This is a genomic window from Pseudomonas sp. LBUM1662, from assembly GCF_059695915.1.
This window is the reverse complement of sequence record NZ_CP166793.1, coordinates 923,790-950,055: the sequence shown is the minus strand read 5'-3', so window position 1 is coordinate 950,055 and position 26,266 is coordinate 923,790. Positions and strand designations below refer to the sequence as shown.

The following is a 26,266-nucleotide window of genomic DNA, read 5'->3' as shown; positions in this document are numbered from 1 at the left end:
AATTACTCGAACCAGTGGGCTCGGGCGGCCATGATCAACTTGCCGGCACGATCATCGTCAATGCCGTCGATGTCGAGCAGATCGTCAATAGACTGCTCGGCCAGGTCTTCGCGGGTAATTACGCCGCGCACCGCCAGTTCCATCGCCAGATCCTTGTCCATACCCTCAAGCGAGAGCAGGTCTTCGGCCGGATGGGCGTCTGCCAGCTTTTCCTCAGTAGCGATGGCTTTGGTCAACAAACGATCCTTGGCGCGAGCGCGAAGCTCGTTGACGGTTTCTTCGTCAAAGCCGTCGATGTTGAGCATTTCTTCCAACGGTACGTAGGCAATCTCTTCCAGGCTGGTGAAGCCTTCATCTACCAGCACCTGTGCAAGGTCTTCGTCGACTTCCAGCTCGTCGATGAAGTTGCGCAGGATGTCGCCGGTTTCTGCTTGCTGCTTAGCCTGGATGTCCGATTCGGTCATCACGTTCAGGGTCCAGCCAGTCAATTGGCTCGCCAGACGCACGTTCTGACCACCGCGACCGATGGCCTGAGCCAGATTGTCTGCGCCAACGGCGATGTCCATTGCATGGGCATCTTCGTCAACGATAATTGCCGCAACCTCAGCCGGGGACATGGCGTTGATTACGAACTGAGCCGGGTTGTCGTCCCACAGGACGATGTCCACACGCTCACCGCCCAACTCACCCGACACTGCCTGGACGCGCGAACCGCGCATACCGATGCAAGCGCCTTGCGGGTCAATACGTTTGTCTTTCGAGCGGACCGCGATCTTGGCGCGCGAACCCGGATCACGGGACGCAGCCATTACTTCGATCAGGCCTTCAGCGATTTCCGGCACTTCGATGCGGAACAACTCGATCAGCATTTCCGGCGCGGTACGCGACAGGATCAGCTGCGGGCCGCGGTTCTCGGTGCGGATTTCCTTGAGCAGCGCACGCAGACGCACGCCAACCCGGAAGGTTTCGCGAGAGATGATGTCTTCACGAGCCAGCAACGCTTCAGCGTTGTTGCCCAGGTCGACGATCACGTTGTCGCGGGTGACTTTCTTCACGGTGCCGGAGATGATTTCCCCCAGGCGTTCGCGATAGGCGTCAACAACTTGAGCGCGCTCGGCTTCGCGAACTTTCTGCACGATGACTTGCTTGGCAGTCTGTGCAGCAATGCGGCCGAACTCGATGGATTCGATTTTCTCTTCGACTACGTCACCGACCTGAGCGCCAGGATGCGTTTCGGCAACCTTGCTCGGCCAGGTTTCGATGGCCGGATCGTCCAGGTCTGCTTCTTCGACGACCGTCCAGCGACGGAATGTCTCGTAAGCACCGGTGTGGCGATTGATTTCCACACGCAGATCGACTTCGTCCTCGAAACGCTTTTTGGTAGCAGTGGCCAGAGCCAGCTCCAGCGCTTCAAAAATTACGTTTGCCGGTACGCCCTTTTCATTGGATACCGACTCAACAACCAGCAGTACTTCTTTGCTCATCGTACGCCTCGCCTTTCGCAAGCCATTGGATCCGCGGGATCCGCGTCTCAGTCAAAACTGGGAATAATGTTGGCCTTGTCGATCATATCGATCGGCAACAGGAACTCATGGTCTTCTACCTGCACCACGACGTCCTGCTCTTCTACACCGCGCAGAAGGCCCTGAAAGTTGCGTCGTCCTTCAAAAGGCGAGCGCAGCTTGATCTTCACTTGTTCACCGGCAAATTTTGCAAACTGCTCAATAGTGAACAGTGGGCGTTCCATGCCAGGCGAGGAAACTTCAAGGGTGTATTCAACGGCGATTGGATCTTCAACATCCAGGACACCGCTGATCTGACGGCTGACGATGGCACAATCGTCCACCAGCACACCGCCCTCTTTATCAATATAAACGCGCAACATTGAGTGGCGACCTTGAGCCGAAAACTCAATACCCCAGCATTCATAGCCCAGGGCCACGACCACCGGGGCCAACAAGGCCTGCAACTCTTCTAGCTTGCTCGACACCTGAACCCCCTCGTGCATGTATGTGCATGCTATGCAAAATAAAAAAATGGGCGAAACGCCCATCCTTGAAACGCCGTCGAACAGCGGCGTAGAAAGTGTCCAGCTAACAAAAAGCCCCTTAAAAGGGGCTCCTTAAACTGGTTGCGGGGGCCGGATTTGAACCGACGACCTTCGGGTTATGAGCCCGACGAGCTACCAGACTGCTCCACCCCGCGACAAAGCTGGGGCGGAAGTATACGACCGATCCCTGACAGGGTCAATGTAACCTTCCACCTACAAGAAAGCCCGCAACAGCGGGCTCTCCTGATAATTGGTACCGAGAAGGGGACTCGAACCCCTACACCCTATGGGCACAACCACCTCAAGGTTGCGTGTCTACCAATTCCACCACCTCGGCAATACTACGTTTGAAACCCTTCTTACTTTTGCTCTTGAGCTGGAGGCACGTCAGTCGCTGGAGTAGCCGACTTTTGCTCTTGAAGCACCGGTACATCATCAGAAGCCGGTTGTTGCTTTGGAACTTCCAACACTGCCGGGTTTGGCAAACCTACTTGAGTCAGCTGGTGAGCTTTCTCTTTAGCAAAGTAACCTAACCCTAAGCTGGTTATGAAGAAACCGGCGGCAAGTATAGCAGTAAACTTACTAAGAAAGGTAGAGGAACCTTGGCTTCCGAACACAGTATTTGAAGCACCTGCTCCGAAAGACGCGCCAGCATCCGCACCTTTACCCTGCTGCAGCAATACCAGAGCAACTACGCCCAATGCACCCAGCAGATGAAAAACGACTACGACTGTTTCCAGCATTTTTTCAGTTTCCCGCGGCGCGACAAATCGCACCGAACTCATCTGCATTCAGGGAAGCTCCACCAATGAGCCCCCCATCGATATCCGGCATGCCGAACAGTTCGACCGCATTGGCCGCCTTCACGCTGCCGCCGTATAGAAGCCGCACACCTTGTGCGACTTCAGAATTCTCTGCCGCCAACTGAGCGCGGATGGCTGCATGCACATCCTGCGCTTGTTGCGGTGAAGCAGTCAGCCCGGTACCAATGGCCCAGACCGGCTCGTAAGCAATTACTGCATTTGCAAAGGCACCGACACCCAGCTTCTCTATGATACTGCCAAGCTGACGCCCGACAACCTCAAGAGTTTTCCCGGCTTCGCGCTGCTCAAGGGTTTCCCCTATGCACAACACCGGAATCAAGCCACATGCCTGTGCCGCTGCGAACTTGCGAATGAGTGTTTCATCATTCTCGCCGATGATCTGGCGCCGCTCGGAATGCCCGACGAGCAGCAGCGAACAACCTTCATCGGCCAACTGACTCGACGCAATCTCACCGGTCAATGCACCTTGCTTGGATTCCACCGCAGCGTTCTGCGCGCCGACCTTGATCGACTTGCCTTCCAGACCATCAATCACTTGATTGATATGCAAGAAAGACGGGAATACCGCTACATCAACACCGCTCGGCAAGGCCATATCACGCAGGCCATTGATCAGCTCAGCGACGCTGGCGCGGGTACCGTGCATCTTCCAGTTACCAGCTACCATAGGGCGACGCATGCTGTACCTCGTCGGTCAAAGTGGGCGCAGATGTTACCCAACACAATCATGGCTGGCAAGCCGAATTCAGGCAGAAACTTCAGTAACCAGTTTTGCCAGCTCTTCGGCGTAACCGCGAACCTGTGTTTCGTCCTCGCCTTCAACCATCACCCGCACCAAAGGCTCCGTCCCGGACTTGCGCAACAGCACGCGACCACGACCCGCCATAGCCTCGGTGACACGGGCGCTGGCTTCCTTGACCGCTGGATGATCGAGCGGACTGGCACCCCCGCCGAACCGGACATTGATCAACACCTGAGGGCACTTGCGCAGGGCCTGTCGGGCTTGAGCCAGACCTTCGGAACGAGTCTTCAGCGCCATCAGCACCTGCAATGCAGCGATGATCGCATCACCCGTGGTGGTGTGATTGAAGCAGACGATATGACCCGAGTTCTCACCGCCTACCAACCAGTTGCGCTCCAGCAGTTCTGCGATCACATATCGATCGCCAACGTTGGCACGCACAAAAGGAATCGACAGATCCGCCAGGGCCAGTTCCAGCCCGAGGTTACTCATCAACGTACCGACCACACCGCCTTGCAGCTTGTCGCGCTCATGCAGATCGCGGGCAATGATGTACAGCAGCTCGTCACCATCAACGATGGCGCCAGTATGGTCGACCATCAAGACGCGATCGCCGTCACCGTCGAAGGCAATACCCAGATCCGCGTGCTCGGCCAATACGGCAGCCTGCAATTGGCCCATATGGGTCGAACCACAATTGTCATTGATATTCAGGCCGTTAGGCTGAGCGGAAAGCACAACGACCTCGGCACCCAGCTCGCGGAATACGCTGGGCGCAACCTTGTAGGTCGCGCCGTGAGCGCAGTCGATCACAATCTTCAGACCAGCGAAGTTGGTACCGGTCGGCACGCTGCTTTTGCAGAATTCAATATAGCGGCCAGAAGCGTCATTGATTCGCGACACTTTGCCGATCTTGCTCGACTCAACCACGGTCATCGGGGTGTCGAGCAACTCTTCGATCATCAGCTCGACTTCATCCGGCAGCTTGGTGCCCTTTCCGGAGAAGAACTTGATGCCGTTGTCATCGTGAGGATTGTGAGAGGCACTGATCACGATACCGGCTTCAGCATGGAAGGTACGTGTCAGGTAGGCAATCGCCGGGGTCGGCATCGGGCCCAACAGCATCACGTCAGCACCTGCCGACGTCAGACCGGCCTCGAGCGCAGACTCGAACATGTAACCGGAAATCCGGGTGTCCTTGCCGACCAGCACCTTGCAGGCGCCCATTTTGCGGAACGCCATGCCTGCCGCCCAACCAAGCTTGAGCATGAAATCAGGAGTAATCGGGTATTCGCCGACCCGACCACGAATACCGTCGGTGCCAAAGTATTTTTTGCTCATAAGTGCTCCATCATTCTTATTCGGCTGATTCCACTGCGGCGATCATCCGCACCACGTCTACTGTTTCGGCGACATCATGGACGCGCAATATACGCGCCCCGTTGGCCGAAGCCAGCGCCGCGAGTGCCAGACCGCCAAACAGGCGTTCTCCAACCGGGCGATTCAAGGCCTGACCTATCATGCTCTTTCGCGAAACCCCGACTAACAGGGGCCGCCCCAAGGCATGCAGGGCTTCCATATGTTTGAATAAGCTTAGATTGTGCTGCAAGGTTTTCGCGAATCCAAAGCCCGGATCAAGAATAATCCGCTCGGCCGGAATGCCCACCAACGCACATTGGGCCATGCGCTCAGCGAGAAACTCGCCGACCTCTTTGGTCACGTTTTCATAGTGAGGATTATCCTGCATGTCACCCGGCTCGCCGAGCATATGCATCAGACACACCGGCAATCCAGTGGCCGCCGCCGCATCCAGGGCTCCATCTCGACGTAGCGAGCGCACATCATTGATCAATCCCGCCCCGAGCCGCGCGGTTTCGCGCATGACTGCCGGAGTGGACGTATCGACCGAAATAATCACATCCAGCTCGCGATTGATGCGCTCAACGATTGGCGCTACGCGCTCCAGCTCTTCAAGAGGCGACACCGCCCTTGCGCCAGGCCGCGTCGATTCGCCACCGACATCGATCAGCGTCGCGCCCGCCGCAACCATCGACTCGGCGTGACACAGGGCCGCGTCGAGCTGGCTGTATCGGCCGCCGTCAGAAAAGGAATCGGGAGTGACATTGAGAATGCCCATGACATGCGTCTGGGCCAAATCAAGAACCCGGTTGCCGCAAGGCAACCGGGTCGAGGACTGAACAGAAGTCATTTCAAACCTTATACGTCAGCAGCCGGACCGCCGATCGGTGTTTCCGGACGCTCATCCTGGACCACCGGAGGTGTTCCGGAAGTACCGGTGCCGCCGCCTGACCAGTCGCGTGGTTCGCGAGGGGTACGACCGGCCATGATGTCATCGATCTGATCGGCATCGATCGTCTCGTACTTCATCAAGGCATCAGCCATGGCGTCGAGCTTGTCGCGGTTGTCCGTAAGGATCTGCTTGGCCGTGCCGTAGCACTGGTCAATGATGCTGCGCACTTCGGAGTCGATCAGCTTGGCTGTCTCACCGGAGAAGCTTGCACTCTGACCACCGCCGCCGCGACCGAGGAACACTTCGCCCTCTTCTTCGGCATACATCAACGGACCGAGTTTTTCCGAAAGGCCCCACTTGGTCACCATGTTCCGCGCAATCTGGCTGGCACGCATGATGTCGTTGGACGCGCCGGTTGTAACACCGTCGAAGCCCAGGGTCATTTCTTCAGCGATACGGCCGCCGTACAGCGAGCAGATCTGGCTGATCAGTGCACGCTTGGACAGGCTGTAGCGATCTTCTTCCGGCAGGAACATGGTCACACCCAGCGCACGACCGCGCGGGATGATCGAAACTTTGTAGACCGGATCGTGCTCTGGCACGACACGACCGACGATGGCGTGACCTGCTTCGTGATAAGCGGTGTTCTGCTTCTCTTTCTCGGACATGACCATGGACTTGCGCTCAGCGCCCATCATGATCTTGTCTTTCGCCAGCTCGAACTCTTTCATTTCGACGATGCGCTTGCCGGTACGGGCAGCGAACAACGACGCTTCGTTCACCAGGTTAGCCAGGTCGGCACCGGAGAAACCAGGGGTACCACGTGCGATCACTGCAGGAGCGACGTCGTCACCCATTGGCACTTTGCGCATGTGAACCTTGAGAATCTGTTCACGACCACGAATATCCGGCAGACCGACCACAACCTGACGGTCGAAACGGCCCGGACGCAGCAACGCAGGGTCCAGTACGTCCGGACGGTTGGTGGCGGCGATGACGATGATGCCGTCATTCATTTCGAAGCCATCCATCTCAACCAGCAATTGGTTGAGTGTCTGCTCGCGCTCGTCGTGACCGCCACCCATGCCGGCGCCACGGTGGCGACCGACGGCGTCGATTTCATCGATGAAGATGATGCAGGGTGCGTGTTTCTTGGCCTGTTCGAACATGTCGCGAACACGGCTGGCACCAACACCGACGAACATCTCGACGAAATCGGAACCGGAAATGGTGAAGAACGGGACTTTTGCTTCGCCGGCAATCGCCTTGGCCAGCAAGGTTTTACCGGTACCCGGAGGACCTACCATCAGCACGCCGCGTGGAATGCGACCGCCCAGGCGCTGGAACTTGCCCGGATCGCGCAGGAACTCGACCAGCTCACCCACTTCTTCCTTGGCTTCGTCGCAACCGGCAACGTCACCCAAGGTGGTTTTCACCTGATCTTCGGAGAGCAGGCGCGCCTTGCTCTTGCCGAAGCTCATCGGCCCGCCCTTGCCGCCTGCACCACCCTGCATCTGCCGCATGAAGAACATGAACACGGCGATGATCACGAGGATCGGGAAGCTTGCGACCAGGAGTTGAGTCCAGATGCTTTGCTGCTCAGGCTGCTTGCCTTCGACCACAACGTGGTTGTCCACGAGGTCGCCGATCAGACCGTTGTCCTGGATGGCAGGACGAATGGTCTTGAAGCTGTCGCCATCGTTGCGTTTGCCGGTAATCACGTAGCCGTCAACCGCTACGCGCTCGACCTTGCCATCCTTGACCTGCTGGATGAAGTCGGAATAGTTGAGGGTCTGCGGCTCATTAGGGCTGGAGAAGTTGTTCATCACTGTCACCAGGACAGCCGCGATGATCAACCACAGGATCAGATTCTTTGCCATATCGTTCAATTAACTACCCTCTGAAGCAAGCTCCGCTAATGGCGCGCGCTTCGCATGATATTCACCGGCCTAACTTACTACATTACCTACGACTCTGGCAGGCGCCGTCTGTAACCCTTTGTGAAACACTTTCTACACAATATTCGTTTATGCACGCGGGGCGAAATACGAAAAACCTATCACCCCGCCAAAAAACCCCGATTTACTCACTACGGCCGCGATAGCCCCAAGCCAGCATGTATTGCTCGCGAGAACTGCCACGGGAAGAGTCCGGCTTGATCATCTGGACCTTGTCGAATTTCTGACGAGCGTCCTTCACGTAAGCATCAAACCCTTCGCCCTGAAACACCTTGATCACGAAATTACCACCCGGCTTGAGTATCCGAGCCGCCAGATCAAGAGCCAGCTCACATAGAAACATGGCTTTTGGCATATCCACCTCAGGCGTACCACTCATATTGGGGGCCATATCGGAAATCACAAGGTCCACCTGCGAATTACCCACGGCTTCAAGGATCTGAGCGAGCACTTCGTCCTGCGTGAAGTCACCCTGAATGAAGGTCACGTCCGGAATGCTGTCCATTTCCAGGATGTCCGAGGCGATCAGACGCCCCTGACCACCGATCAGCCGACTAGTGACCTGCGACCAGCCGCCGGGCGCCGCACCCAGGTCGACAACGCTCATACCCGGACGGATCAGCTTGTATTTCTCCTGGACCTCCAGAAGCTTGTAACTCGCACGCGAGCGGTAACCATCCTTCTGCGCCTGCTTCACATAGGGATCATTGACATGTCTTTGCAGCCATTTAAGGCTTGTCTTGGAACGGGCCACGGGCCACCTCGAAAATAAAACGGGTCGTGATTAACTGGGCGGTCCCGGACTCGCTCGGGTAAACTGGCCGCCGCTTTTTACAAGATCAGACGCAGGGGTCAGATTATGCCGCTCACTCAAGAGCAGAAGAAACAGTACAAATCCATTGGCCACCATCTGAAACCAGTTTTGATTGTGGCTGACAACGGTTTGACTGAAGGTGTGTTAGCCGAACTTGAACGCGCTTTGGCGGATCACGAGCTGATTAAAATCAAGCTCAACATCCTCGATCGCGAGTCACGCCTGGCGAACATTGCAGAACTGTGCAAGGTCGGCAAAGCGGACCTGGTTCAGGTCATCGGCAAGATGGCACTGATTTACCGCAAGAACTTCAGCGTCAACAAGCAGCTGTCGAACGTTCATCGCTTCAAGTGATGGCAAGGGTCAAGGGTGTGCTTCGCGCACCCTGCCGCTCCATCCCGGCACCGACTGCAACACCAGTACCAGCCCGGAAAAGCCCAGAACAAGATAGCTGAACACCTGCCAACGCACGGCATCCGGCCAACCGACGCGCACCGCGAAGAACATCCCGCACGCATACAACGCCATCAGCAGCATTTGCCCGCGAATATCGCGCCATAGACTGGCAAGGCCCTCGGCCTGAATCAGCACCAAAGCCTGAAAAATCACACACGCTGTGGCGAATCCCACCATCAGCGCATTCAGCACGCCTGCAATTTCGTCGATCAGCAGCGGCGCCAGGCCAATCTGGCCCAGCACCGGCAGCAGGCCGATATGTAACAGCCACAGGCCGCCAACCCACAACATCTGAGCCAGTTGCCAAAGCATGGCGCCCGCACGGAGCGGGCGCCTTCTTTCAGATGTGGCGGACTTCGACAATCTCGTACTCGATAACGCCACTCGGCGTTTTCACAGCAACCACGTCACCCTCTTCCTTGGCGATCAAGGCGCGGGCCAGTGGTGAGCCGACCGAAATCTTGCCGAGTTTGAAGTCAGCCTCATCCTCACCCACGATGTGGTACGTGACGCGATCGTCCGTCTCGACGTTGGCGATTTCAACGGTGGTGCCGAAAATCACTTTGCCGGTGTGAGGAATGGTCGTGACGTCGATGATGACCTGATTCTGAATCCGGCCCTCGATGTCACGAATCCGCGCCTCGACCATCCCCTGCTGCTCACGAGCAGCGTGGTATTCGGCGTTTTCCTTCAGGTCGCCCAACTCGCGGGCCGTGCCGATGTCCTGGCTGAGCTTCGGACGGACGACCTTGGTCAGGTGAGCGTGTTCTTCTTCCAGGGCTTTAGCGCCCTGGACGGTCATCGGGTACTTGATCATGCCTTCAATCCTGCGTGTAGATCCTGCAAGCGGCGTACGGTCTTCTCGGGACCGAACTTCAGCGCTTCGCAGATGGCTTCGCCAGCAGCAATGGTAGTGGTGCAGTAGATCTTGTGCTGCAAGGCATTACGACGAATGGAGTACGAGTCGGCGATCGACTGACGACCTTCGGTGGTGTTGATGATCAGAGTGACTTCGTCATTCTTGATCATGTCGACCACGTGCGGACGACCTTCAGTCACCTTGTTCACACGGCGCACTTTCAGGCCTGCGGCTTCGATCAGCTTGGCAGTCCCGGCAGTGGCAACCACTTCAAAGCCCAAGTTGATCAGATCACGGGCCACGCCTGCAACCAGTGGCTTGTCGTCGTCACGCACGCTGATGAACGCGGTGCCGCCAGTCGGCAGCACTTCGCTAGCGCCCATCTGCGCCTTGGCGAACGCTTCGCCGAAGGTGTCGCCCACGCCCATCACTTCACCGGTGGACTTCATCTCTGGGCCCAGGATCGGGTCCACGCCAGGGAATTTGGCGAATGGGAACACCGCCTCTTTCACGCTGTAGAAGTTCGGAATGATTTCTTTGGTGAAGCCGATTTCTTTCAGGGTTTTACCGGCCATGACGCGAGCCGCGATCATTGCCAGGGAAACACCGATGCACTTGGACACGAACGGTACGGTACGGGAAGCGCGCGGGTTGACTTCAATGACGTAGATGTCTTCGCCTTGCAGCGCCAACTGAACGTTCATCAGGCCGATAACGCCCAGTTCCAGGGCCATTTTCTTGACCTGTTCGCGCATCTCGTCCTGGATGTGCGCTGGCAGCGAGTACGGCGGCAGGGAGCATGCGGAGTCACCGGAGTGAACGCCGGCCTGCTCGATGTGCTGCATGATTGCGCCGATCACCACGTCAGTGCCATCGCAAACTGCATCCACGTCCATTTCGATGGCGCAGTTGAGGAAGTGGTCGAGCAGCACCGGGCTGTCGTTGGACACTTTCACCGCGTCACGCAGGTAGCGCTTGAGTTCTTCTTCTTCGTAGACGATTTCCATCGCGCGGCCGCCCAGTACGTAGGACGGACGAACCACAAGCGGGTAACCGATCTTGGCGGCGGCACGAATCGCTTCGTCTTCGCTGCGCACGGTGGCGTTTGGCGGCTGACGCAGGTTCAGGCGCTCAACCATCTGCTGGAAGCGCTCACGGTCTTCGGCACGGTCGATGGCGTCAGGGCTGGTGCCGATGATCGGCACGCCGGCTTCTTCCAGGGCACGCGCCAGTTTCAGCGGGGTCTGGCCGCCGTACTGGACGATCACGCCTTTTGGCTTCTCGACTCGGCAGATCTCCAGCACGTCTTCCAGGGTCACTGGTTCGAAGTACAGGCGATCAGAGGTGTCGTAATCGGTGGACACGGTTTCCGGGTTGCAGTTGACCATGATGGTCTCGTAACCGTCTTCGCGCAGGGCCAGCGCGGCGTGTACGCAGCAGTAGTCGAACTCGATGCCCTGGCCGATACGGTTAGGACCGCCGCCGAGGATCATGATCTTGTCGCGGCCCGACGGCGCTGCTTCGCACTCTTCCTCGTAAGTCGAGTACATGTAGGCGGTGTCGGTGGCGAACTCGGCCGCGCAGGTGTCAACGCGCTTGTAGACCGGGAAGATCTCGAGCTTGTGACGGTGGCGACGCAGAGCCTTCTCAGTCACGCCCAGCAGCTTGGCCAGACGCATGTCGGAGAAGCCTTTGCGCTTGAGCTTGAACATCAGGTCGCGGTCGATGCTGGCCAGACCCAGGGTCTTGACCTTCTCTTCGTCCTTGATCAGGTCTTCGATCTGCACAAGGAACCACGGGTCGATCATGTTCATGCCGAAGATGTCTTCGACCGACAGACCGGCGCGGAAGGCATCAGCCACGTACCAGATACGCTCGGCACCCGGCACGGTCAGTTCGCGCTTGAGGATGCTCATGCTTTCCGGGTTGCTCAGATCGAGCTTCTCGTCCAGGCCGCAAACGCCCACTTCCAGGCCGCGCAGGGCTTTCTGCAGGGATTCCTGGAAGGTCCGGCCGATGGCCATGACTTCACCGACCGACTTCATTTGAGTGGTCAGGCGTGCGTCGGCTTTCGGGAATTTCTCGAAGGCGAAACGTGGCAGCTTGGTCACGACGTAGTCGATGGACGGCTCGAAGGACGCAGGCGTAGCGCCGCCGGTGATTTCGTTCGAGAGTTCGTCGAGGGTGTAGCCGATCGCCAGCTTGGCGGCGATGCGCGCAATCGGGAAACCAGTGGCTTTCGAGGCCAGTGCCGAAGACCGGGATACCCGCGGGTTCATCTCGATGACTACCATGCGGCCAGTGTCCGGGCAGATGCCGAACTGGACGTTGGAGCCGCCGGTTTCCACGCCGATCTCGCGCAGTACCGCCAGGGAGGCGTTACGCATGATCTGGTATTCCTTGTCCGTCAGGGTCTGTGCCGGAGCAACGGTGATCGAGTCACCGGTGTGCACGCCCATCGGGTCAAAGTTTTCAATGGAGCAGACGATGATGCAGTTGTCTTTCTTATCGCGGACAACCTCCATCTCGTATTCTTTCCAGCCGATCAGGGATTCGTCGATCAGCAGCTCTTTGGTCGGAGACAGATCCAGACCACGGGCGCAGATTTCTTCGAACTCTTCACGGTTGTAAGCGATACCGCCACCGGTGCCGCCCATGGTGAAGGACGGGCGGATGATGCACGGGAAGCCAAGCTTCTCGAGGACCACGTTGGCCTCTTCCATGCTGTGGGCGATACCCGAACGCGGGCAGTCCAGGCCGATGGATTTCATCGCCTTGTCGAAGCGCGAACGGTCTTCGGCCTTGTCGATGGTGTCAGCGTTGGCGCCGATCATCTCTACGCCGAACTTCTCCAGAACGCCTTCGCGCTCCAGATCCAGTGCGCAGTTCAGAGCGGTCTGGCCACCCATGGTTGGCAGCAGCGCGTCCGGACGCTCTTTCTCGATGATCTTGGCAACGGTCTGCCACTTGATCGGCTCGATGTAGGTGGCGTCGGCCATGTCCGGGTCGGTCATGATGGTCGCCGGGTTGGAGTTCACCAGGATGACGCGGTAACCCTCCTCGCGCAGGGCTTTGCAGGCCTGGGCGCCGGAGTAGTCGAATTCGCAGGCCTGGCCGATCACGATCGGGCCAGCGCCGAGAATCAGGATGCTTTTTATGTCTGTACGTTTTGGCATGGGTTTGTCACTCAAATCCGCAGGTCAGTCGGCAAGCCGTCTTGTTCAATCTGTGAAGCCTTGAGGGGGGCCACCGGTTTTCGGGACCGCCCCTCAAGCTTTGCAACATCAAGGCGAGCGATTAGCGTCGCTTGGCCATTTCGTTGATGAAGCGATCGAACAATGGCGCTACGTCGTTCGGGCCAGGGCTGGCTTCAGGGTGACCCTGGAAGCTGAAGGCGCTCTTGTCGGTACGCTCGATGCCTTGCAGGGTGCCGTCGAACAGCGATTTGTGGATCGCACGAACGTTGGCTGGCAGGGTCGCTTCGTCTACCGCAAAACCGTGGTTCTGGCTGGTGATCATCACCACACCGCTGTCCAGATCCTGGACCGGGTGGTTGGCACCGTGGTGGCCGTGGCCCATTTTCAGGGTCTTGGCGCCGGAGGCGAGGGCCAGCAGCTGGTGACCGAGGCAGATGCCGAACACCGGAATCTCGGTTTCCAGCACGTCCTTGATTGCCTGGATCGCGTAGTCGCAAGGCTCCGGGTCACCAGGGCCGTTGGACAGGAACACGCCGTCCGGCTTCATCGCCAAAACGTCGGCAGCCGGGGTTTGCGCCGGCACCACGGTCACGCGGCAACCGCGCTCGACCAGCATGCGCAGGATGTTCAGCTTGACGCCGTAGTCGTAGGCAACCACGTGATACGGCAGCTCGGACGCGTCGATGGTCGCATGGCTGTCGGTTTTCAAATCCCAGACCGTCGAGCGCCACTCGTATTTCTCTTTGGTGCTGACGACTTTCGCCAGGTCCATGCCTTTGAGGCCAGGGAAACCCTGGGCTGCGGCGATAGCGGCTTCTTCGGAGATGTTGTCACCGGCCATGATGCAGCCGTTCTGCGCGCCTTTCTCACGCAGAATGCGCGTCAGGCGGCGGGTGTCGATACCGGCGATGGCCACAACGTTGTTGGCTTTCAGGTAATCGGACAGGGACATCGTGTTACGCCAGTTGCTCGCAACCAGTGGCAGGTCACGGATGACCAGGCCAGCGGACCATACGCGGTCGGACTCGGCGTCTTCCGGCGTGGTGCCGGTGTTGCCGATGTGCGGGTAAGTCAGGGTAACGATCTGTTGGGCGTAGGAAGGATCGGTAAGGATTTCCTGATAGCCGGTCATGGCGGTATTGAACACCACCTCACCAACGGTTTGACCGTCGGCTCCAATTGCTTCGCCGCGAAAAATGCTGCCATCAGCAAGGGCGAGTATGGCTGGCTTAGTCAAGAAGACCTCCCGTAAATAAAGCCTGAAAGGGCGATCGCAGGTGTAAAAAAGCGGAGTGACGTATGGACACGTCACCCCGCTCATTCACTGAATTATTCTGCGCGCTTTTAGTGAACACACTAAAGCTGTAGCTTACAGAAAAAGGCATTTTTGGTCTACCGCCAATGAGCCTTAAAGGCCGGGGAATGCGACAGGACGTCGCTTGGCGGAGTAAAACCGGGCTCAAACGCTGGGTTTGAACCCGATTTCAGGCACTTCTTAACGCAGATCGAGCACGTCTTGCATGTCATAAAGGCCAGGCTCGCGACCGTCCAGCCACAAAGCGGCCCTTACGGCACCCTTGGCGAAGGTCATGCGACTGGACGCCTTATGGGTGATCTCGACACGCTCACCATCAGCGGCGAACAACACGGTGTGGTCACCGACGATGTCACCGGCACGCACAGTGGCGAAGCCAATGGTTTCGCGAGCACGAGCACCGGTCTGGCCTTCACGACCGTAGACCGCCACCTTCTTCAGATCACGCCCCAGCGCATCGGCAATCACTTCACCCATGCGCACGGCAGTACCGGACGGCGCATCGACTTTATGCCGATGGTGGGCTTCAGTGATTTCGATATCGACATCATCACCCAACACGCGCGCAGCGGTGTCGAGCAGCTTCAGGCACAGATTGACGCCGACACTGAAGTTAGCCGCAAAGACAATCGGAATGTCCTTGCCCGCTTCCGCCAGCAACTGCTTCTCTTCAACGCTGAAACCAGTGGTGCCGATGATCATCGCCTTGTGATGCTTGCGACAGAACGCGAGGTTCTTGAGGGTCACCGTCGGGTGCGTGAAGTCGATCAGCACGTCGAACTCGTCGACCACGCGATCCAGATCACCCGACAACGGCACACCGATACGACCCAACGCAGCCAGTTCGCCAGCATCCGCACCGACCAGCGAGCTGTCCGGACGATCAATGGCCGCCGTCAGACCCGCGCCCGCCTGCTGCTGCACGGCTTCGATCAGGGTTTTGCCCATGCGCCCGGCGGCGCCCATCACTGCAATACGTCGCATGCCTGTCTCCTTACAAATCGCCGAAGAAGCGCTTCACGCCTTCAAACCAACCAGTGGTTTTCGGCGAATGGCTGTTGTCGTCCGCCAGCGAACTGCGGAACTCTTCCAGCAATTCACGCTGACGACGACCCAGGTTGACCGGGGTTTCGACCGCCACACGGCACATCAAGTCACCGGCACCGCCGCCACGCACAGGCGCAACGCCTTTGCCGCGAACACGGAACTGCTTGCCGGTCTGAGTCCCTTCAGGGATTTTCAGTTTGACTCGACCATCGAGGGTCGGAATCTCCAGCTCGCCGCCCAGCGCAGCATCAACAAAACTGATCGGCACTTCGCAGAACAGGTGTTTGCCGTCACGCTGGAAGATCGCGTGCTCGCGCACATTGATCACCACGTACAGATCGCCCGTCGGACCACCCTGCGCACCCGCCTCGCCTTCACCGGACAGACGAATGCGATCACCGGTATCAACACCGGCCGGCACTTTCACCGAAAGGGTTTTGTATTCTTCGACACGGCCTTCGCCGTTGCAGGAGTTGCACGGGTCGGAAATGATCTTGCCCTGGCCGTGGCAACGCGGGCAGGTTTGCTGCACCGAGAAGAAGCCCTGCTGCATCCGCACCTGACCAATACCGCCGCACGTCGGGCAGGTCACTGGCGAGGAGCCTTTCTTGGCACCCGAGCCATCACATGGCTTGCAGTTGACCAGCGTCGGAACGCGGATATTCACGGTGGTGCCGCGCACCGCCTCTTCCAGGTTCAGCTCCAGGGTGTAGCGCAGGTCGCTACCGCGCTGGGCGCCGCCACGGGAACCGCCGCGACCGCCACCGAAGAAGTCACTGAAGACATCGCCAAAGATGTCGGAGAAATTCTGACCGCCAAACCCGGCACCGCCGCCACCCATGCTCGGGTCGACGCCGGCATGACCGTACTGGTCGTACGCCGCGCGCTTGCTGGAATCGGACAGCACTTCGTAGGCCTCGTTGGCCTCTTTGAACATCTCTTCCGACGCTTTGTCGTCAGGATTACGGTCCGGGTGGTGCTTCATCGCCAGGCGACGGTAGGCCTTTTTCAGGTCTGCTTCGCTTGAGCCACGCTCAACACCCAATACTTCGTAATAGTCACGCTTTGCCATAAGTCTTTGCACTCTTAAGGACGTTCGGCAAACCTCTCCTGAGCCTCGCCAAACTCGTTGAGCCCCAATACAGGCCCGGACCCAACTCACGTCAATTCAACGATCCTGGTCTTTGTTCATTGCGGTACTTTCGGCTCGAAAAGCAGGAGCATTCCCGGCCATACCCTCAACATCCGAGCGTTGTCGCATGCTGTAAAAATTCGCTGACTCCAGACACGCCAACGCGGGAGCAAGCTCCCGCGCGGCGACATCCTACCAGTCACCGCCTGAAGGCAGTCAACCGGGCGACCAACAACTTACTTGTGGTCTTTTACTTCTTCGAACTCGGCATCGACAACGTCATCAGCCTTTTCAGCCTTGTCGTCCTGCGGTGCCGCGCCTTCAGCAGGCTGGGCCTGTTCGGCGTACATCTTCTGCGCTACTGGAGCGGAGACTTTCGACAGCTCTTCAACCTTGGCTTCGATTGCAGCTTTGTCGTCGCCTTTGACAGCGGCTTCCAGAGCAACAACAGCGGCTTCGATTGCAGTCTTCTCTTCAGCAGTCACTTTATCGCCAGCATCAGCGACCATTTTGCGCGTCGAGTGAACCAGTGCATCACCCTGGTTACGGGCAGCTGCCAGCTCTGCGAACTTGCTGTCTTCCTCGGCGTTGGCTTCAGCATCACGAATCATCTGCTGAATTTCTTCCTCGGACAGACCGGAGTTGGCCTTGATCACGATCGACTGAGTCTTGCCGGTGGCCTTGTCTTTGGCGCCTACGTGCAGGATGCCGTTGGCGTCGATGTCGAAGGTCACTTCAATTTGTGGCACACCACGTGGTGCTGGTGGAATCTCGGCCAGGTCGAACTTGCCCAGGGACTTGTTCTGAGCGGCTTGCTTACGCTCGCCCTGCAGTACGTGAATGGTCACGGCGCCCTGGTTGTCGTCGGCAGTCGAGAACACTTGCGATTTCTTGGTAGGAATCGTGGTGTTTTTCTCGATCAGCGCGGTCATCACGCCACCCATGGTTTCGATACCCAGGGTCAGCGGGCTGACGTCGAGCAGCAGAACGTCTTTGACGTCACCGGCCAATACAGCGCCCTGGATAGCAGCACCCATGGCAACGGCTTCGTCCGGGTTCACGTCTTTACGAGCTTCTTTACCGAAGAACTCGGTCACCAGCTTCTGAACCAGTGGCATACGGGTCTGACCGCCTACCAGAATCACGTCGTTGATCGCGCCAACGTCGATGCCGGAGTCTTTCAGAGCGATGCGGCAAGGTTCGATGGTGCGTTGAACAAGGTCTTCTACCAGCGCTTCAAGCTTGGCGCGGGAGATTTTCACGTTCAAGTGCTTGGGACCGGTGGCGTCTGCAGTGATGTACGGCAGGTTCACGTCGGTCGACATGCTCGAGGACAGTTCGATCTTGGCTTTTTCAGCGGCTTCTTTCAGGCGCTGCATGGCCAGCGGGTCACCCTTGAGGTTCATGCCGCTTTCTTTCTTGAATTCGTCGACGAGGTAGTCGATCAGACGAATGTCAAAGTCTTCACCGCCCAGGAAGGTGTCACCGTTGGTGGCCAACACTTCGAACTGGTGCTCGCCATCGACTTCAGCGATTTCGATCACGGAAACGTCGAAAGTACCGCCGCCCAAGTCGTAAACGATCACGGTGTGATCGCCCTTCGCCTTGTCCATACCGTAAGCCAAAGCGGCTGCGGTTGGTTCGTTGATGATACGTTTTACGTCCAGACCCGCGATACGGCCGGCGTCTTTGGTGGCTTGACGCTGGCTGTCGTTGAAGTAGGCCGGAACGGTGATCACCGCTTCAGTCACAGGCTCGCCGAGGTAGTCTTCGGCGGTCTTCTTCATTTTCTTCAGAATTTCAGCCGAGATCTGTGGCGGCGACATTTTCTGGCCGTTCACTTCTACCCACGCGTCGCCGTTGTCAGCCTTGGCGATTTTGTAAGGCACCATCTTGATGTCTTTCTGAACGACTTCTTCGTCGAACTTACGACCGATCAGACGCTTCACCGCGTACAGGGTGTTATGCGGATTGGTCACAGCCTGACGCTTGGCCGATTGGCCAACCAGGATTTCGCCATCGTTGGCGTAAGCGATGATCGACGGCGTGGTACGCGCGCCTTCAGCGTTTTCAATAACTTTGGCTTTGCCGTTTTCCATCACGGAGACGCAGGAGTTGGTAGTCCCCAGGTCGATACCGATAATTTTGCCCATGTTCACTCTCCCGAAACTTTGGATTTGGTTGCCGCAGCAGTGGTGGTGGCTAACTGCGGTAGCACTTAAACGCTTGACTTCTAAATGGGGGCCTTGCGGCTAATTTCAAGCCTGCTCATCAATAGAAGGCGAAACTGGCGCAGGGGCCTTGCTGACCACGACCATGGCCGGGCGCAGCAGACGACCGTTGAGCTGATAGCCTTTCTGGAACACTTTGAGAACGCTGTTCGGCTCTACGTCGGCGCTTTCCTGCATGGCCATCGCCTGATGAAGAACGGCGTTGAACGGTTCGCCATGCGGATCGATCGCTTCCAGCTGATAACGCTTCAGGGTGTCCTGGAACATTTTCAAGGTCAGCTCGATGCCTTCGCGCATTGGACGGATGCTTTCGTCATCCGGGTTGGACAACTCCAGACCACGCTCCAGGCTGTCGATGATCGGCAACAAATCGCCTGCAAATTTTTCCAGGGCGAATTTGTGCGCTTTTTCTACATCCTGCTCGGCGCGACGGCGGACGTTCTGCAGATCAGCCGCTACACGCAAAGCTTGATCATGAGCGCCAGCCAATTGCTCTTCGAGCACTTGTACACGAGCCGCCAGTTCATCACCCGAATCCTGGGCAGCCTGATCGGCGTCTAGATTTTGCGTATCCACTGTCTGTTCGTCAGCCATAGAATTCTCCTTTCAATAACGTCCGCGAGCTCAACTCGCGCTTCTGTCCCGGTATATGGGGCCGCAAAAATCAGCTTCAAGGGGTGGGTTGTGATTAACCCTACAAAAAACGCTGCATTGGGATTGCTGGACGGACCAGGCATTTCGTCAGACCGAGCAAATCGACCCATGCAGGGGCATTGTCAGCCACAAATAAAACACTGTATAAATAACCAGACCTAAAGCCTGGGAGCGGCCTTTATGCTGGTGCACCTGTCCGTACACAACTACGCCATCGTTGAACATCTCGATCTCGAACTCGATCGCGGGATGAGCGTGATCACCGGGGAAACCGGCGCCGGCAAGTCGATCATGCTCGACGCCCTCGGCCTGACCCTGGGCGATCGCGCCGACAGCGGTGTGGTCCGCCCCGGCGCCGACAAGGCTGACATCCTGGCCACCTTCGACCTGATCGACATCCCGGAAGCCAGCGCCTGGCTGGCCGAGCGCGACCTGGAGAGCGATGGCCCGTGCATCCTGCGCCGGGTGATTACCGCCGAAGGACGTTCACGCGGCTATATCAACGGTACGCCCTGCCCGCTCGGCGATCTCAAAGCCCTGGGCGAACTGCTGATCGACATCCACAGCCAGCACGAACACCAATCCCTGCTGAAAACCGACACTCACCGCCGCCTGCTCGACGAATACGCCGGGGCCACGGACCTTGCCCGCCAGGTGCAACTGGCCGCCCAACGCTGGCGTCAGACACGCCAGGAACTGGAGCGCCTCTCCAATTCCGGCGACGAGCAGCGCGCTCGTCATCAATTACTCAGCTATCAACTTGAAGAACTGGAAAACCTTGGCCTCGGCGAAAATGAGCTGGAGCAACTGGAACAGGAACACAAGAACCTCACCAACGCCGAAACCCTGCTGGGCATCTGCCGGCAAGTGGTCGAACAATGCAGTGAAAGTGATTCCGGGAATGTCCTGAACGCGCTGACTGCCAGCCTCAACCGCCTCTCAAGCGTTAACAACTCGATCGGCGCATTGGGCGAAGCCAGCAGTCTGCTGACCAGCGCACAGATCCAGGTTGAAGAGGCCGTAGGCGAACTGAACCGCTTCCTGGACAACTTCGACGCCGACCCGGCCCGCCTCCAGTACCTGGAAGAACGCCTGGACGCGATCTACACCATGGCGCGCAAGCACCGCATCCAGCCGACCGAGGTTGCGGAGATGCAGCAGCGCTTGCTGGATGAAATCGAAACCCTGAACGCCAACGACGAATCCATTGAGCGACTGAGCGATGAGCTGGCTTCTTATGCCCGTCATTATCAGGAGAAGGCTCGGGAGCTGAGCGATTTGCGTCATCAGGCATCGAACAGCCTGGCCAGCGCCGTGGAGCAGGAAATTCAGCGACTGGGCATGCCCGGCGGGCGCTTTACCATCGAATTACGCCCCAACAGCAGCGATGAACTGCTGCCTAATGGGCTGGAGCAGGTAGAGCTGCTGGTGAGCGCCAACCCCGGTCAGCCATTAAAAGCCCTGGCCAAAGTCGCTTCGGGCGGTGAGTTGTCACGGATCAGCCTGGCTATTCAGGTGATCACCGCGCAAACCTCGCGCGTACCCACGCTGGTATTCGACGAAGTGGACGTCGGCATCGGCGGCCCAACCGCCGAGATCGTTGGCCAGTTACTGCGTCGTCTCGGTGAACGCGGACAAGTGCTGACGGTGACCCACTTGCCGCAAGTCGCCGCTCAGGGCCATCAACATCTATTCGTGCACAAGGTGCGCGGCGAAGAAGCCACCCACACGGCTGTTTCCAAGCTGAGCAAGAATGATCGCGTCGAAGAAGTGGCGCGGATGCTGGGTGGCATCGACCTGACCAAGGAATCCCTGGCTCACGCGAAAAAAATGGTCGTCACCGCAAAAATTTAAGGACGGCAGAAAGCACGAAGGCGACCTTGGGGTCGCCTTCGCTCGTTTCGCGAATGTGAAATTCGCGCGACATGCTTACTTTTTCTTGCGTACGTACAGCACCAGATTGTGATCAACCATCTCGAAGCCGTACTTATCGACGATGGCTTTCTGCAGGCGCTCGATTTCTTCGTCGAAGAATTCGATCACTTCGCTGGTTTCGACGTTGACCATATGGTCGTGATGCTTGCCGTCATCCAGCTCGAAGACCGCATGGCCTCCGTCGAAGTTGTGCCGCACCACAAGGCCAGCTGCCTCGAACTGGGTCAGTACACGGTAAACCGTGGCCAGACCGACGTCCTCACCAGCCTCCATCAGCGCCTTGTAAACATCCTCGGCACTCATGTGGCGTTGCTCAGCGGAATCGAGCATTTGCAGAATTTTGACCCGTGGAAGGGTCACTTTGAGGCCGGCTTTGCGTAGTTCGCTATTTTCAACCATGGTCAGCTTTCTCGCGATGCTGCTTCGCAGCTTCTCTTAATGCGGGTATGATCGGCGTTTACGTTGTCCCAGCCAAGATAGTGGAAGTCGCCCACCGATGCAAAACACCAAGCTCTTGCTAACCAGTTTCACCTTTGTGGGACTGCTCGCACTCGCCGGTTGTTCATTCCCCGGGGTTTACAAAATCGACATCCAGCAGGGCAATGTCGTCACGCAGGACATGATAAACCAGTTACGCCCGGGAATGACCCGCAAGCAAGTACGGTTTATCATGGGCAATCCCCTGCTGACCGACACGTTCCATGCCGATCGCTGGGATTATCTGTACAGCCTGCAACCGGGTGGCGGTGAACGCCAACAGGAACGCATTAGCGTTATCTTCAACCCAAATGACCAACTTGTCAGCCTCTCTGGTGATTTCATGCCAGGCGTGAGCCGCGACGAAGCCATTCTCGGCAAGGACAGTGGCACGACAGTCACTGCTCCTACAGAAAACGCCGAGAAGCCGAAACCGGAAAAACCGGTCAAGCCAGGTTCGTTGCTGGACCAGATCCAGAAGGACGTAGACGGTGTAGAAACCGTTCCGGTCCCGACGCCAGAACCGCTGGATACCTCGCCGCAATAATTTGCGACGCAATAAAAAACCCGGAATTTCCGGGTTTTTTATTGTCTGGCGTTTGGGGGATTCACTGATTCCGGGCTTTGGCCTCGGCAGCCTTGGCGGCACGCAACCGACGAACTTCTTTCGGATCGGCCAGCAATGGGCGGTATACCTCGATGCGATCACCCGCCAGGACAGGACGATCGTTCGCATCAGTGATCACTTTACCGAAGATCCCCACCGGGCAATCGTCCAGATCCAGCTCCGCAAAAGCTTCGCCAATGCCTGACTTCAGCAAAGCCGCCCGCACCGTCGTTCCTGCTGGCACCGTCACCGAGAGCAGCACCTGACGATCAACCGCGGCGTAGACCACCTCGACGTCAACCATCGACTCAACCATGCATTTGTTTTGCGCGCTGGCAGAAGGCGTCCACCAGCGTGTTCGCCGCCTGATTGAACAGCGGCCCCAAGGTCGCGCGGACAATCGGCCCGGCGTAATCGAACGACAAGTCCAGGCTGATCTTGCAGGCCTTCTCGCCCAACGGCTTGAACACCCAAATGCCGTGCAACTGGGTGAAAGGACCTTCCTCGAGGTTCATCTCGATCGAATGGCCGGGCACTAAAGTATTTCTGGTGACGAAGTGCTGACTCAATCCACCCTTGGCCACGCCGACACTGGCACGCATGTGCTCGGGCGTGCTTTCCAGCACTTCGGCGGTCGAACACCACGGCAGAAACTCCGGGTAACGCGCCACGTCGTTGACCAGGTCATAAAGCGCTTGCGCCGGGTATGGCAGCAGAGCCGAACGTTGAATGTGTGTCGTCATGTCAGCGTCACTTCCACAGCTGTGCGGCAAACACTACGAGAATGCCGATGGGCGCCACATAGCGCATCAAGAACAAGGACAGGGCGAACCACGCAGGGTTGCGGATCGACAACTCGTCGCGTACCGCTTCACGTCCCATCACCCAGCCTGCAAACACCACGAAACACAAACCACCAAGTGGCAACATGATCCGCGACGTGAAGAAATCGATCACGCCAAAGAAGTCCAGACCACCGGCCGCACCCCATTGATAGAGATGGAACATCCCGCCTTCGTTCACGAAAAATTTGGCTTCCTTCCAGATATTGAAGGAAAACACCGTGCCCAGCCCCACGAACCAGCAGATAAACGCCAGCCAGAAAGTCACCCAGGCGCGGCTGATTTTCGTGCGCTCGACCAGGTAAGCCACCATCGGTTCAAGCAGGGAAATCGCCGAACTCCAGGCAGCCACCGCGACCAGTACGAAGAACACTACGCCCATCAACTGGCCGAACGCTACGTTACCGAAGGCAAACGGCAGGCTGACAAACATCAGGCCCGGGCCTTCGCTCGGATTCAGGCCCGCAGCGAACACAATCGGAAACAATGCCAGGCCGGCCACCAGCGAAACGAAGGTATCGAGCAGCGCCACGCCGACCACGGTGCCGGAGATCGACGAATGCTTCGGCATGTAAGCGCCGTAAATCATGATCGAACCAACGCCCACGCTCAGGGAGAAGAAAGCGTGGCCCATGGCCGGCAGCAAGCCGTCGAGGACTTTTTCCGGGTGGAAGTCGAACATGAAATGCACGCCCTCCATGAAATGCCCGGTGGTCATGCTGTAACCCAGCAGCACCAGAATCATCACAAAGAGCAGTGGCATCATGATCCGCAGGCTGCGTTCAAGCCCGGCGACCACACCTTTAGCGATAACGACGGCAGACAGCAGCATGAAAATCGTGTGCCAAAGTGTCAGGCGCCACGGATCGGCGATCACATTGCCAAAGTACGCGCCAACCTGATCGGGCGTTGCACCCTGGAAGTCGCCACGGCCCATGTCGATGATGTAATCCAGTGACCAGCCGCCGACCACACTATAGAAAGACAGGATCAGTAGCGCCGTGATCATCCCGGCGAATGCACCCCACGACCACTTGCCCGAATGCCCTGCTTCCACCGCCAGCACCTTCAAGGCATTGGCCGGACTCTGCCGCGCACGACGACCGATCAGGGTTTCGGCCAGCATCACCGGCACACCGATCAGCGCGATACAGGCCAGGAACATCAGCACAAAGGCGCCGCCGCCGTAGACGCCGACCATGTACGGGAATTTCCAGATACTACCCAGGCCCACGGCCGAACCGGTCGCGGCGAGTATGAAGACCCAGCGGCTAGCCCAACTGCCGTGGACAGAAACCTTGTCTGTCGACATCGTTATCACGCCCAAGCGTTCAAAAAAGAGGCCGCATTGTCCGGGATTCAATCAACCTGCTCAAGCACGTAGCGATACCGTAGCCGACTCGCTTGCAACTCCCTATAATGCCGCCCCTATGGCTAAACAGAAGAAACACCCTACAGGGACCATCGCGCAGAACAAAAAGGCGCGACACGATTACTTCATCGAGCATAAGTTCGAGGCTGGTCTGGTCCTGGCCGGCTGGGAAGTAAAAAGTCTGCGGGCAAGCAAGCTGCAACTGGTCGACAGTTACGTGCTGCTCAAGGATGGCGAAGCCTGGCTGCTCGGCAGCCACATTACGCCGTTGATGACGGCCAGCACCCACGTCATCGCTGATCCGACCCGCACCCGCAAATTGCTGCTCAACCGCCGCGAGCTGGAAAAGCTGGCCGCCGCCGTGCAGCAAAAAGGCTATGCGTGCGTGTGCCTGTCCTGGTACTGGAGCAAGCACATGGTCAAGTGCGAGATCGCTCTGGGCAAGGGCAAGAAGGAATACGACAAACGTGATACCGAACGCGAACGCGATGCCGGTCGCGAGTTGCAGCGTGCGGTGCGCAACAAGGGCAAGGAAGAATAATTCCTTAGCCTTAAGATCGCTTTCGCGGGCAAGCCTCGCTCCTACAGAATTTGTGAATGCCAACATTTTTGTGGCAATCCCGGAATCTGTAGGAGCGAGGCTTGCCCGCGAATGCAATCGCAAAAACGATACAAACCGACTGGCTACATCCCCTTGCGCCGCTCCGCTCGGGCCACGCGCTGCACTTCCTGACGCACCTCTTCGAGCACTTCCTGCACATACAGGATGTGTCGGCTGGACACTTCCCGTGCTTGCTCCGCCCTTCCCTCGATAATCGCCATGTACAACTCCCGGTGCTGCGTGATCAGCATGTCGCGGGTTTCCGTGCGCTGTTTGTACATGCCACCGATGTTGGTCACCACATTGCGCTTGAGCAGATCGAACAGCCCACGAATGGTGTGCAGCAACACGGCGTTGTGGCTGGCTTCGGCAATCGCCAGGTGAAATTTCGCGTCCGCCGCGCCCTCTTCCGTCCGGCTCACTTCGTCATGACGCGTATAACAGTCCTGTAATTCATTGAAGGCCGCCGTCAGTCGCTCGCGATCGACATCCGTGGCGCGCAGTGCCGCGTAATAGGCACAGGACGCTTCCAGCGTATGGCGAAACTCCAGCAGATCGCGCTGGGCTTCGGGGTTACTTTCCAGCAGATGCAGCAGCGGATCACTGAAGGTCGAACCCAGCGACTCCACCACATAATTGCCGCCGCCCTGGCGACTGACCAGCAAGCCCTTGGCCGCCAGTTTCTGGATCGCTTCACGCAACGAAGGGCGAGACACACCGAACTGCTCGGCCAACGCCCGCTCGGCCGGCAAGCGCTCGCCAGACTTCAAAGTGCCTTCGAGGATCATGCCCTCGAGCTGCTCGACAATATCGTCAGACAAACGGCGCTGACGAATCTGATCAAACCCCATAACTCAATTCTCCACGGTCCCGACGGCTCGCCGGGCCCTCTATTCTGGCCT

General features: G+C 57.9%; 25 protein-coding genes and 2 tRNA genes. 4 read left to right on the top strand and 23 right to left on the bottom strand.

Features of this window, described 5'->3' with window-relative positions:
* Positions 1-2 precede the first annotated feature (2 nt).
* The 10 genes from nusA to rlmE form a co-directional block, all read right to left on the bottom strand.
* The gene (nusA, locus tag ACA049_RS04090; protein WP_008024459.1) at positions 3-1,484 is read right to left on the bottom strand and encodes a transcription termination factor NusA; all 1,482 of its coding nucleotides are present in this window, start codon (positions 1,482-1,484) and stop codon (positions 3-5) included.
* A gap of 47 nt (positions 1,485-1,531) precedes the next feature.
* Positions 1,532-1,990: a ribosome maturation factor RimP gene (gene rimP / locus ACA049_RS04085; RefSeq protein ID WP_010463487.1), complete on the bottom strand. Its 459-nt coding sequence runs from the start codon at positions 1,988-1,990 to the stop codon at positions 1,532-1,534.
* 138 nt (positions 1,991-2,128) lie between these two features.
* Positions 2,129-2,205, bottom strand: a tRNA-Met gene (locus tag ACA049_RS04080).
* A gap of 96 nt (positions 2,206-2,301) precedes the next feature.
* A tRNA-Leu gene (locus ACA049_RS04075) sits at positions 2,302-2,387 on the bottom strand.
* A 22-nt stretch (positions 2,388-2,409) separates the two neighbouring features.
* Positions 2,410-2,793, bottom strand: coding sequence for a preprotein translocase subunit SecG (gene secG, locus ACA049_RS04070; protein WP_017336473.1), 384 nt, complete (start codon positions 2,791-2,793; stop codon positions 2,410-2,412).
* Positions 2,794-2,797: 4 nt separating this feature from the next.
* Positions 2,798-3,553 carry a triose-phosphate isomerase gene (gene tpiA / locus ACA049_RS04065; protein WP_497333338.1) on the bottom strand — a complete coding sequence of 252 codons (756 nt, stop codon included), beginning with the start codon at positions 3,551-3,553 and terminating at the stop codon, positions 2,798-2,800.
* A 66-nt stretch (positions 3,554-3,619) separates the two neighbouring features.
* Complete coding sequence (gene glmM / locus ACA049_RS04060; protein WP_497333336.1) at positions 3,620-4,957, bottom strand: phosphoglucosamine mutase; 1,338 nt, start codon at positions 4,955-4,957, stop codon at positions 3,620-3,622.
* A gap of 16 nt (positions 4,958-4,973) precedes the next feature.
* On the bottom strand, positions 4,974-5,825 hold the full coding sequence (gene folP, locus ACA049_RS04055) for a dihydropteroate synthase (RefSeq protein WP_497333334.1): 852 nt from the start codon (positions 5,823-5,825) through the stop codon (positions 4,974-4,976).
* A gap of 8 nt (positions 5,826-5,833) precedes the next feature.
* Positions 5,834-7,747: an ATP-dependent zinc metalloprotease FtsH gene (ftsH, locus tag ACA049_RS04050; RefSeq protein WP_219096604.1), complete on the bottom strand. Its 1,914-nt coding sequence runs from the start codon at positions 7,745-7,747 to the stop codon at positions 5,834-5,836.
* Positions 7,748-7,949: 202 nt separating this feature from the next.
* Positions 7,950-8,579 carry a 23S rRNA (uridine(2552)-2'-O)-methyltransferase RlmE gene (gene rlmE, locus ACA049_RS04045; RefSeq protein ID WP_008005470.1) on the bottom strand — a complete coding sequence of 210 codons (630 nt, stop codon included), beginning with the start codon at positions 8,577-8,579 and terminating at the stop codon, positions 7,950-7,952.
* 105 nt (positions 8,580-8,684) lie between these two features.
* Here rlmE and ACA049_RS04040 point away from each other — a divergent pair, with 105 nt between their 5' ends.
* Positions 8,685-8,993, top strand: a complete 309-nt coding sequence (locus ACA049_RS04040) for a YhbY family RNA-binding protein (protein WP_008057408.1) — start codon at positions 8,685-8,687, stop codon at positions 8,991-8,993.
* 9 nt (positions 8,994-9,002) lie between these two features.
* On the opposite strand, the gene ACA049_RS04035 is transcribed toward ACA049_RS04040, so the two are convergent.
* The 8 genes from ACA049_RS04035 to grpE all read right to left on the bottom strand — a co-directional run bounded on the left by ACA049_RS04035 (position 9,003) and on the right by grpE (position 19,470).
* Positions 9,003-9,407 (bottom strand): MFS transporter, encoded by a 405-nt coding sequence (locus ACA049_RS04035; protein WP_497333332.1) that lies wholly within the window; start codon positions 9,405-9,407, stop codon positions 9,003-9,005.
* Between the two features lie 28 nt (positions 9,408-9,435).
* On the bottom strand, positions 9,436-9,912 hold the full coding sequence (gene greA / locus ACA049_RS04030; protein ID WP_497333330.1) for a transcription elongation factor GreA: 477 nt from the start codon (positions 9,910-9,912) through the stop codon (positions 9,436-9,438).
* Positions 9,909-13,130: a carbamoyl-phosphate synthase large subunit gene (gene carB / locus ACA049_RS04025; protein WP_497333328.1), complete on the bottom strand. Its 3,222-nt coding sequence runs from the start codon at positions 13,128-13,130 to the stop codon at positions 9,909-9,911. The genes greA and carB overlap by 4 nt, the downstream gene beginning before the upstream one ends.
* Positions 13,131-13,251: 121 nt before the next feature.
* The gene (carA, locus tag ACA049_RS04020; RefSeq protein ID WP_497333326.1) at positions 13,252-14,388 is read right to left on the bottom strand and encodes a glutamine-hydrolyzing carbamoyl-phosphate synthase small subunit; all 1,137 of its coding nucleotides are present in this window, start codon (positions 14,386-14,388) and stop codon (positions 13,252-13,254) included.
* A gap of 258 nt (positions 14,389-14,646) precedes the next feature.
* On the bottom strand, positions 14,647-15,450 hold the full coding sequence (dapB, locus tag ACA049_RS04015) for a 4-hydroxy-tetrahydrodipicolinate reductase (protein WP_497333324.1): 804 nt from the start codon (positions 15,448-15,450) through the stop codon (positions 14,647-14,649).
* Positions 15,451-15,460: 10 nt separating this feature from the next.
* A complete protein-coding gene (dnaJ, locus tag ACA049_RS04010) occupies positions 15,461-16,585 on the bottom strand; it encodes a molecular chaperone DnaJ (protein WP_109627906.1) in 1,125 nt (374 codons plus the stop codon).
* Positions 16,586-16,881: 296 nt separating this feature from the next.
* Positions 16,882-18,798 (bottom strand): molecular chaperone DnaK, encoded by a 1,917-nt coding sequence (dnaK, locus tag ACA049_RS04005; RefSeq protein WP_109627905.1) that lies wholly within the window; start codon positions 18,796-18,798, stop codon positions 16,882-16,884.
* Between the two features lie 105 nt (positions 18,799-18,903).
* Positions 18,904-19,470: a nucleotide exchange factor GrpE gene (gene grpE / locus ACA049_RS04000; RefSeq protein WP_109627904.1), complete on the bottom strand. Its 567-nt coding sequence runs from the start codon at positions 19,468-19,470 to the stop codon at positions 18,904-18,906.
* A 240-nt stretch (positions 19,471-19,710) separates the two neighbouring features.
* Here grpE and recN point away from each other — a divergent pair, with 240 nt between their 5' ends.
* Entirely contained in the window at positions 19,711-21,384 is a 1,674-nt protein-coding gene (recN, locus tag ACA049_RS03995; RefSeq protein ID WP_497333322.1) for a DNA repair protein RecN, read from the top strand.
* A gap of 75 nt (positions 21,385-21,459) precedes the next feature.
* Here recN and fur read toward each other — a convergent pair whose 3' ends face one another.
* Positions 21,460-21,864 (bottom strand): ferric iron uptake transcriptional regulator, encoded by a 405-nt coding sequence (gene fur / locus ACA049_RS03990; RefSeq protein WP_003197684.1) that lies wholly within the window; start codon positions 21,862-21,864, stop codon positions 21,460-21,462.
* Positions 21,865-21,961: 97 nt separating this feature from the next.
* On the opposite strand from fur, the gene ACA049_RS03985 reads away from it, so the two are divergent.
* On the top strand, positions 21,962-22,489 hold the full coding sequence (locus ACA049_RS03985) for an outer membrane protein assembly factor BamE (RefSeq protein WP_497333320.1): 528 nt from the start codon (positions 21,962-21,964) through the stop codon (positions 22,487-22,489).
* 61 nt (positions 22,490-22,550) lie between these two features.
* Here the strand turns inward: ACA049_RS03985 and ACA049_RS03980 are convergent, their stop codons facing one another.
* The 3 genes from ACA049_RS03980 to ACA049_RS03970 are packed head-to-tail and all read right to left on the bottom strand — an operon-like array spanning position 22,551 to position 24,703.
* On the bottom strand, positions 22,551-22,865 hold the full coding sequence (locus tag ACA049_RS03980; RefSeq protein ID WP_497333318.1) for an RnfH family protein: 315 nt from the start codon (positions 22,863-22,865) through the stop codon (positions 22,551-22,553).
* Positions 22,858-23,292 (bottom strand): type II toxin-antitoxin system RatA family toxin, encoded by a 435-nt coding sequence (locus ACA049_RS03975; protein WP_010463538.1) that lies wholly within the window; start codon positions 23,290-23,292, stop codon positions 22,858-22,860. The genes ACA049_RS03980 and ACA049_RS03975 overlap by 8 nt, the downstream gene beginning before the upstream one ends.
* Before the next feature lie 7 nt (positions 23,293-23,299).
* Positions 23,300-24,703 (bottom strand): sodium-dependent transporter, encoded by a 1,404-nt coding sequence (locus tag ACA049_RS03970; protein WP_497333316.1) that lies wholly within the window; start codon positions 24,701-24,703, stop codon positions 23,300-23,302.
* 118 nt (positions 24,704-24,821) lie between these two features.
* Between ACA049_RS03970 and smpB the strand changes: the two genes are divergently transcribed.
* Complete coding sequence (gene smpB, locus ACA049_RS03965; protein ID WP_109627898.1) at positions 24,822-25,304, top strand: SsrA-binding protein SmpB; 483 nt, start codon at positions 24,822-24,824, stop codon at positions 25,302-25,304.
* A 143-nt stretch (positions 25,305-25,447) separates the two neighbouring features.
* Here the strand turns inward: smpB and ACA049_RS03960 are convergent, their stop codons facing one another.
* On the bottom strand, positions 25,448-26,215 hold the full coding sequence (locus ACA049_RS03960) for a GntR family transcriptional regulator (protein ID WP_497333314.1): 768 nt from the start codon (positions 26,213-26,215) through the stop codon (positions 25,448-25,450).
* Between the last annotated feature and the right edge of the window lie 51 nt (positions 26,216-26,266).

Excerpts from the sequence above, each read along its gene's own strand:
- ACA049_RS03970 (WP_497333316.1), bottom strand. The coding sequence starts at position 24,703 with ATGTCGACAGACAAGGTTTCTGTCCACGGCAGTTGGGCTAGCCGCTGG.
- smpB (WP_109627898.1), top strand. The coding sequence starts at position 24,822 with ATGGCTAAACAGAAGAAACACCCTACAGGGACCATCGCGCAGAACAAA.
- recN (WP_497333322.1), top strand. The coding sequence starts at position 19,711 with ATGCTGGTGCACCTGTCCGTACACAACTACGCCATCGTTGAACATCTC.
- fur (WP_003197684.1), bottom strand. The coding sequence starts at position 21,864 with ATGGTTGAAAATAGCGAACTACGCAAAGCCGGCCTCAAAGTGACCCTT.
- secG (WP_017336473.1), bottom strand. The coding sequence starts at position 2,793 with ATGCTGGAAACAGTCGTAGTCGTTTTTCATCTGCTGGGTGCATTGGGC.
- grpE (WP_109627904.1), bottom strand. The coding sequence starts at position 19,470 with ATGGCTGACGAACAGACAGTGGATACGCAAAATCTAGACGCCGATCAG.
- ACA049_RS04040 (WP_008057408.1), top strand. The coding sequence starts at position 8,685 with ATGCCGCTCACTCAAGAGCAGAAGAAACAGTACAAATCCATTGGCCAC.
- ACA049_RS03980 (WP_497333318.1), bottom strand. The coding sequence starts at position 22,865 with ATGGTTGAGTCGATGGTTGACGTCGAGGTGGTCTACGCCGCGGTTGAT.
- tpiA (WP_497333338.1), bottom strand. The coding sequence starts at position 3,553 with ATGCGTCGCCCTATGGTAGCTGGTAACTGGAAGATGCACGGTACCCGC.
- ACA049_RS03975 (WP_010463538.1), bottom strand. The coding sequence starts at position 23,292 with ATGACGACACACATTCAACGTTCGGCTCTGCTGCCATACCCGGCGCAA.
- folP (WP_497333334.1), bottom strand. The coding sequence starts at position 5,825 with ATGACTTCTGTTCAGTCCTCGACCCGGTTGCCTTGCGGCAACCGGGTT.
- glmM (WP_497333336.1), bottom strand. The coding sequence starts at position 4,957 with ATGAGCAAAAAATACTTTGGCACCGACGGTATTCGTGGTCGGGTCGGC.
- dapB (WP_497333324.1), bottom strand. The coding sequence starts at position 15,450 with ATGCGACGTATTGCAGTGATGGGCGCCGCCGGGCGCATGGGCAAAACC.
- ACA049_RS03985 (WP_497333320.1), top strand. The coding sequence starts at position 21,962 with ATGCAAAACACCAAGCTCTTGCTAACCAGTTTCACCTTTGTGGGACTG.
- ACA049_RS04035 (WP_497333332.1), bottom strand. The coding sequence starts at position 9,407 with ATGCTTTGGCAACTGGCTCAGATGTTGTGGGTTGGCGGCCTGTGGCTG.
- ftsH (WP_219096604.1), bottom strand. The coding sequence starts at position 7,747 with ATGGCAAAGAATCTGATCCTGTGGTTGATCATCGCGGCTGTCCTGGTG.
- greA (WP_497333330.1), bottom strand. The coding sequence starts at position 9,912 with ATGATCAAGTACCCGATGACCGTCCAGGGCGCTAAAGCCCTGGAAGAA.
- carB (WP_497333328.1), bottom strand. The coding sequence starts at position 13,130 with ATGCCAAAACGTACAGACATAAAAAGCATCCTGATTCTCGGCGCTGGC.
- dnaK (WP_109627905.1), bottom strand. The coding sequence starts at position 18,798 with ATGGGCAAAATTATCGGTATCGACCTGGGGACTACCAACTCCTGCGTC.
- dnaJ (WP_109627906.1), bottom strand. The coding sequence starts at position 16,585 with ATGGCAAAGCGTGACTATTACGAAGTATTGGGTGTTGAGCGTGGCTCA.
- nusA (WP_008024459.1), bottom strand. The coding sequence starts at position 1,484 with ATGAGCAAAGAAGTACTGCTGGTTGTTGAGTCGGTATCCAATGAAAAG.
- ACA049_RS03960 (WP_497333314.1), bottom strand. The coding sequence starts at position 26,215 with ATGGGGTTTGATCAGATTCGTCAGCGCCGTTTGTCTGACGATATTGTC.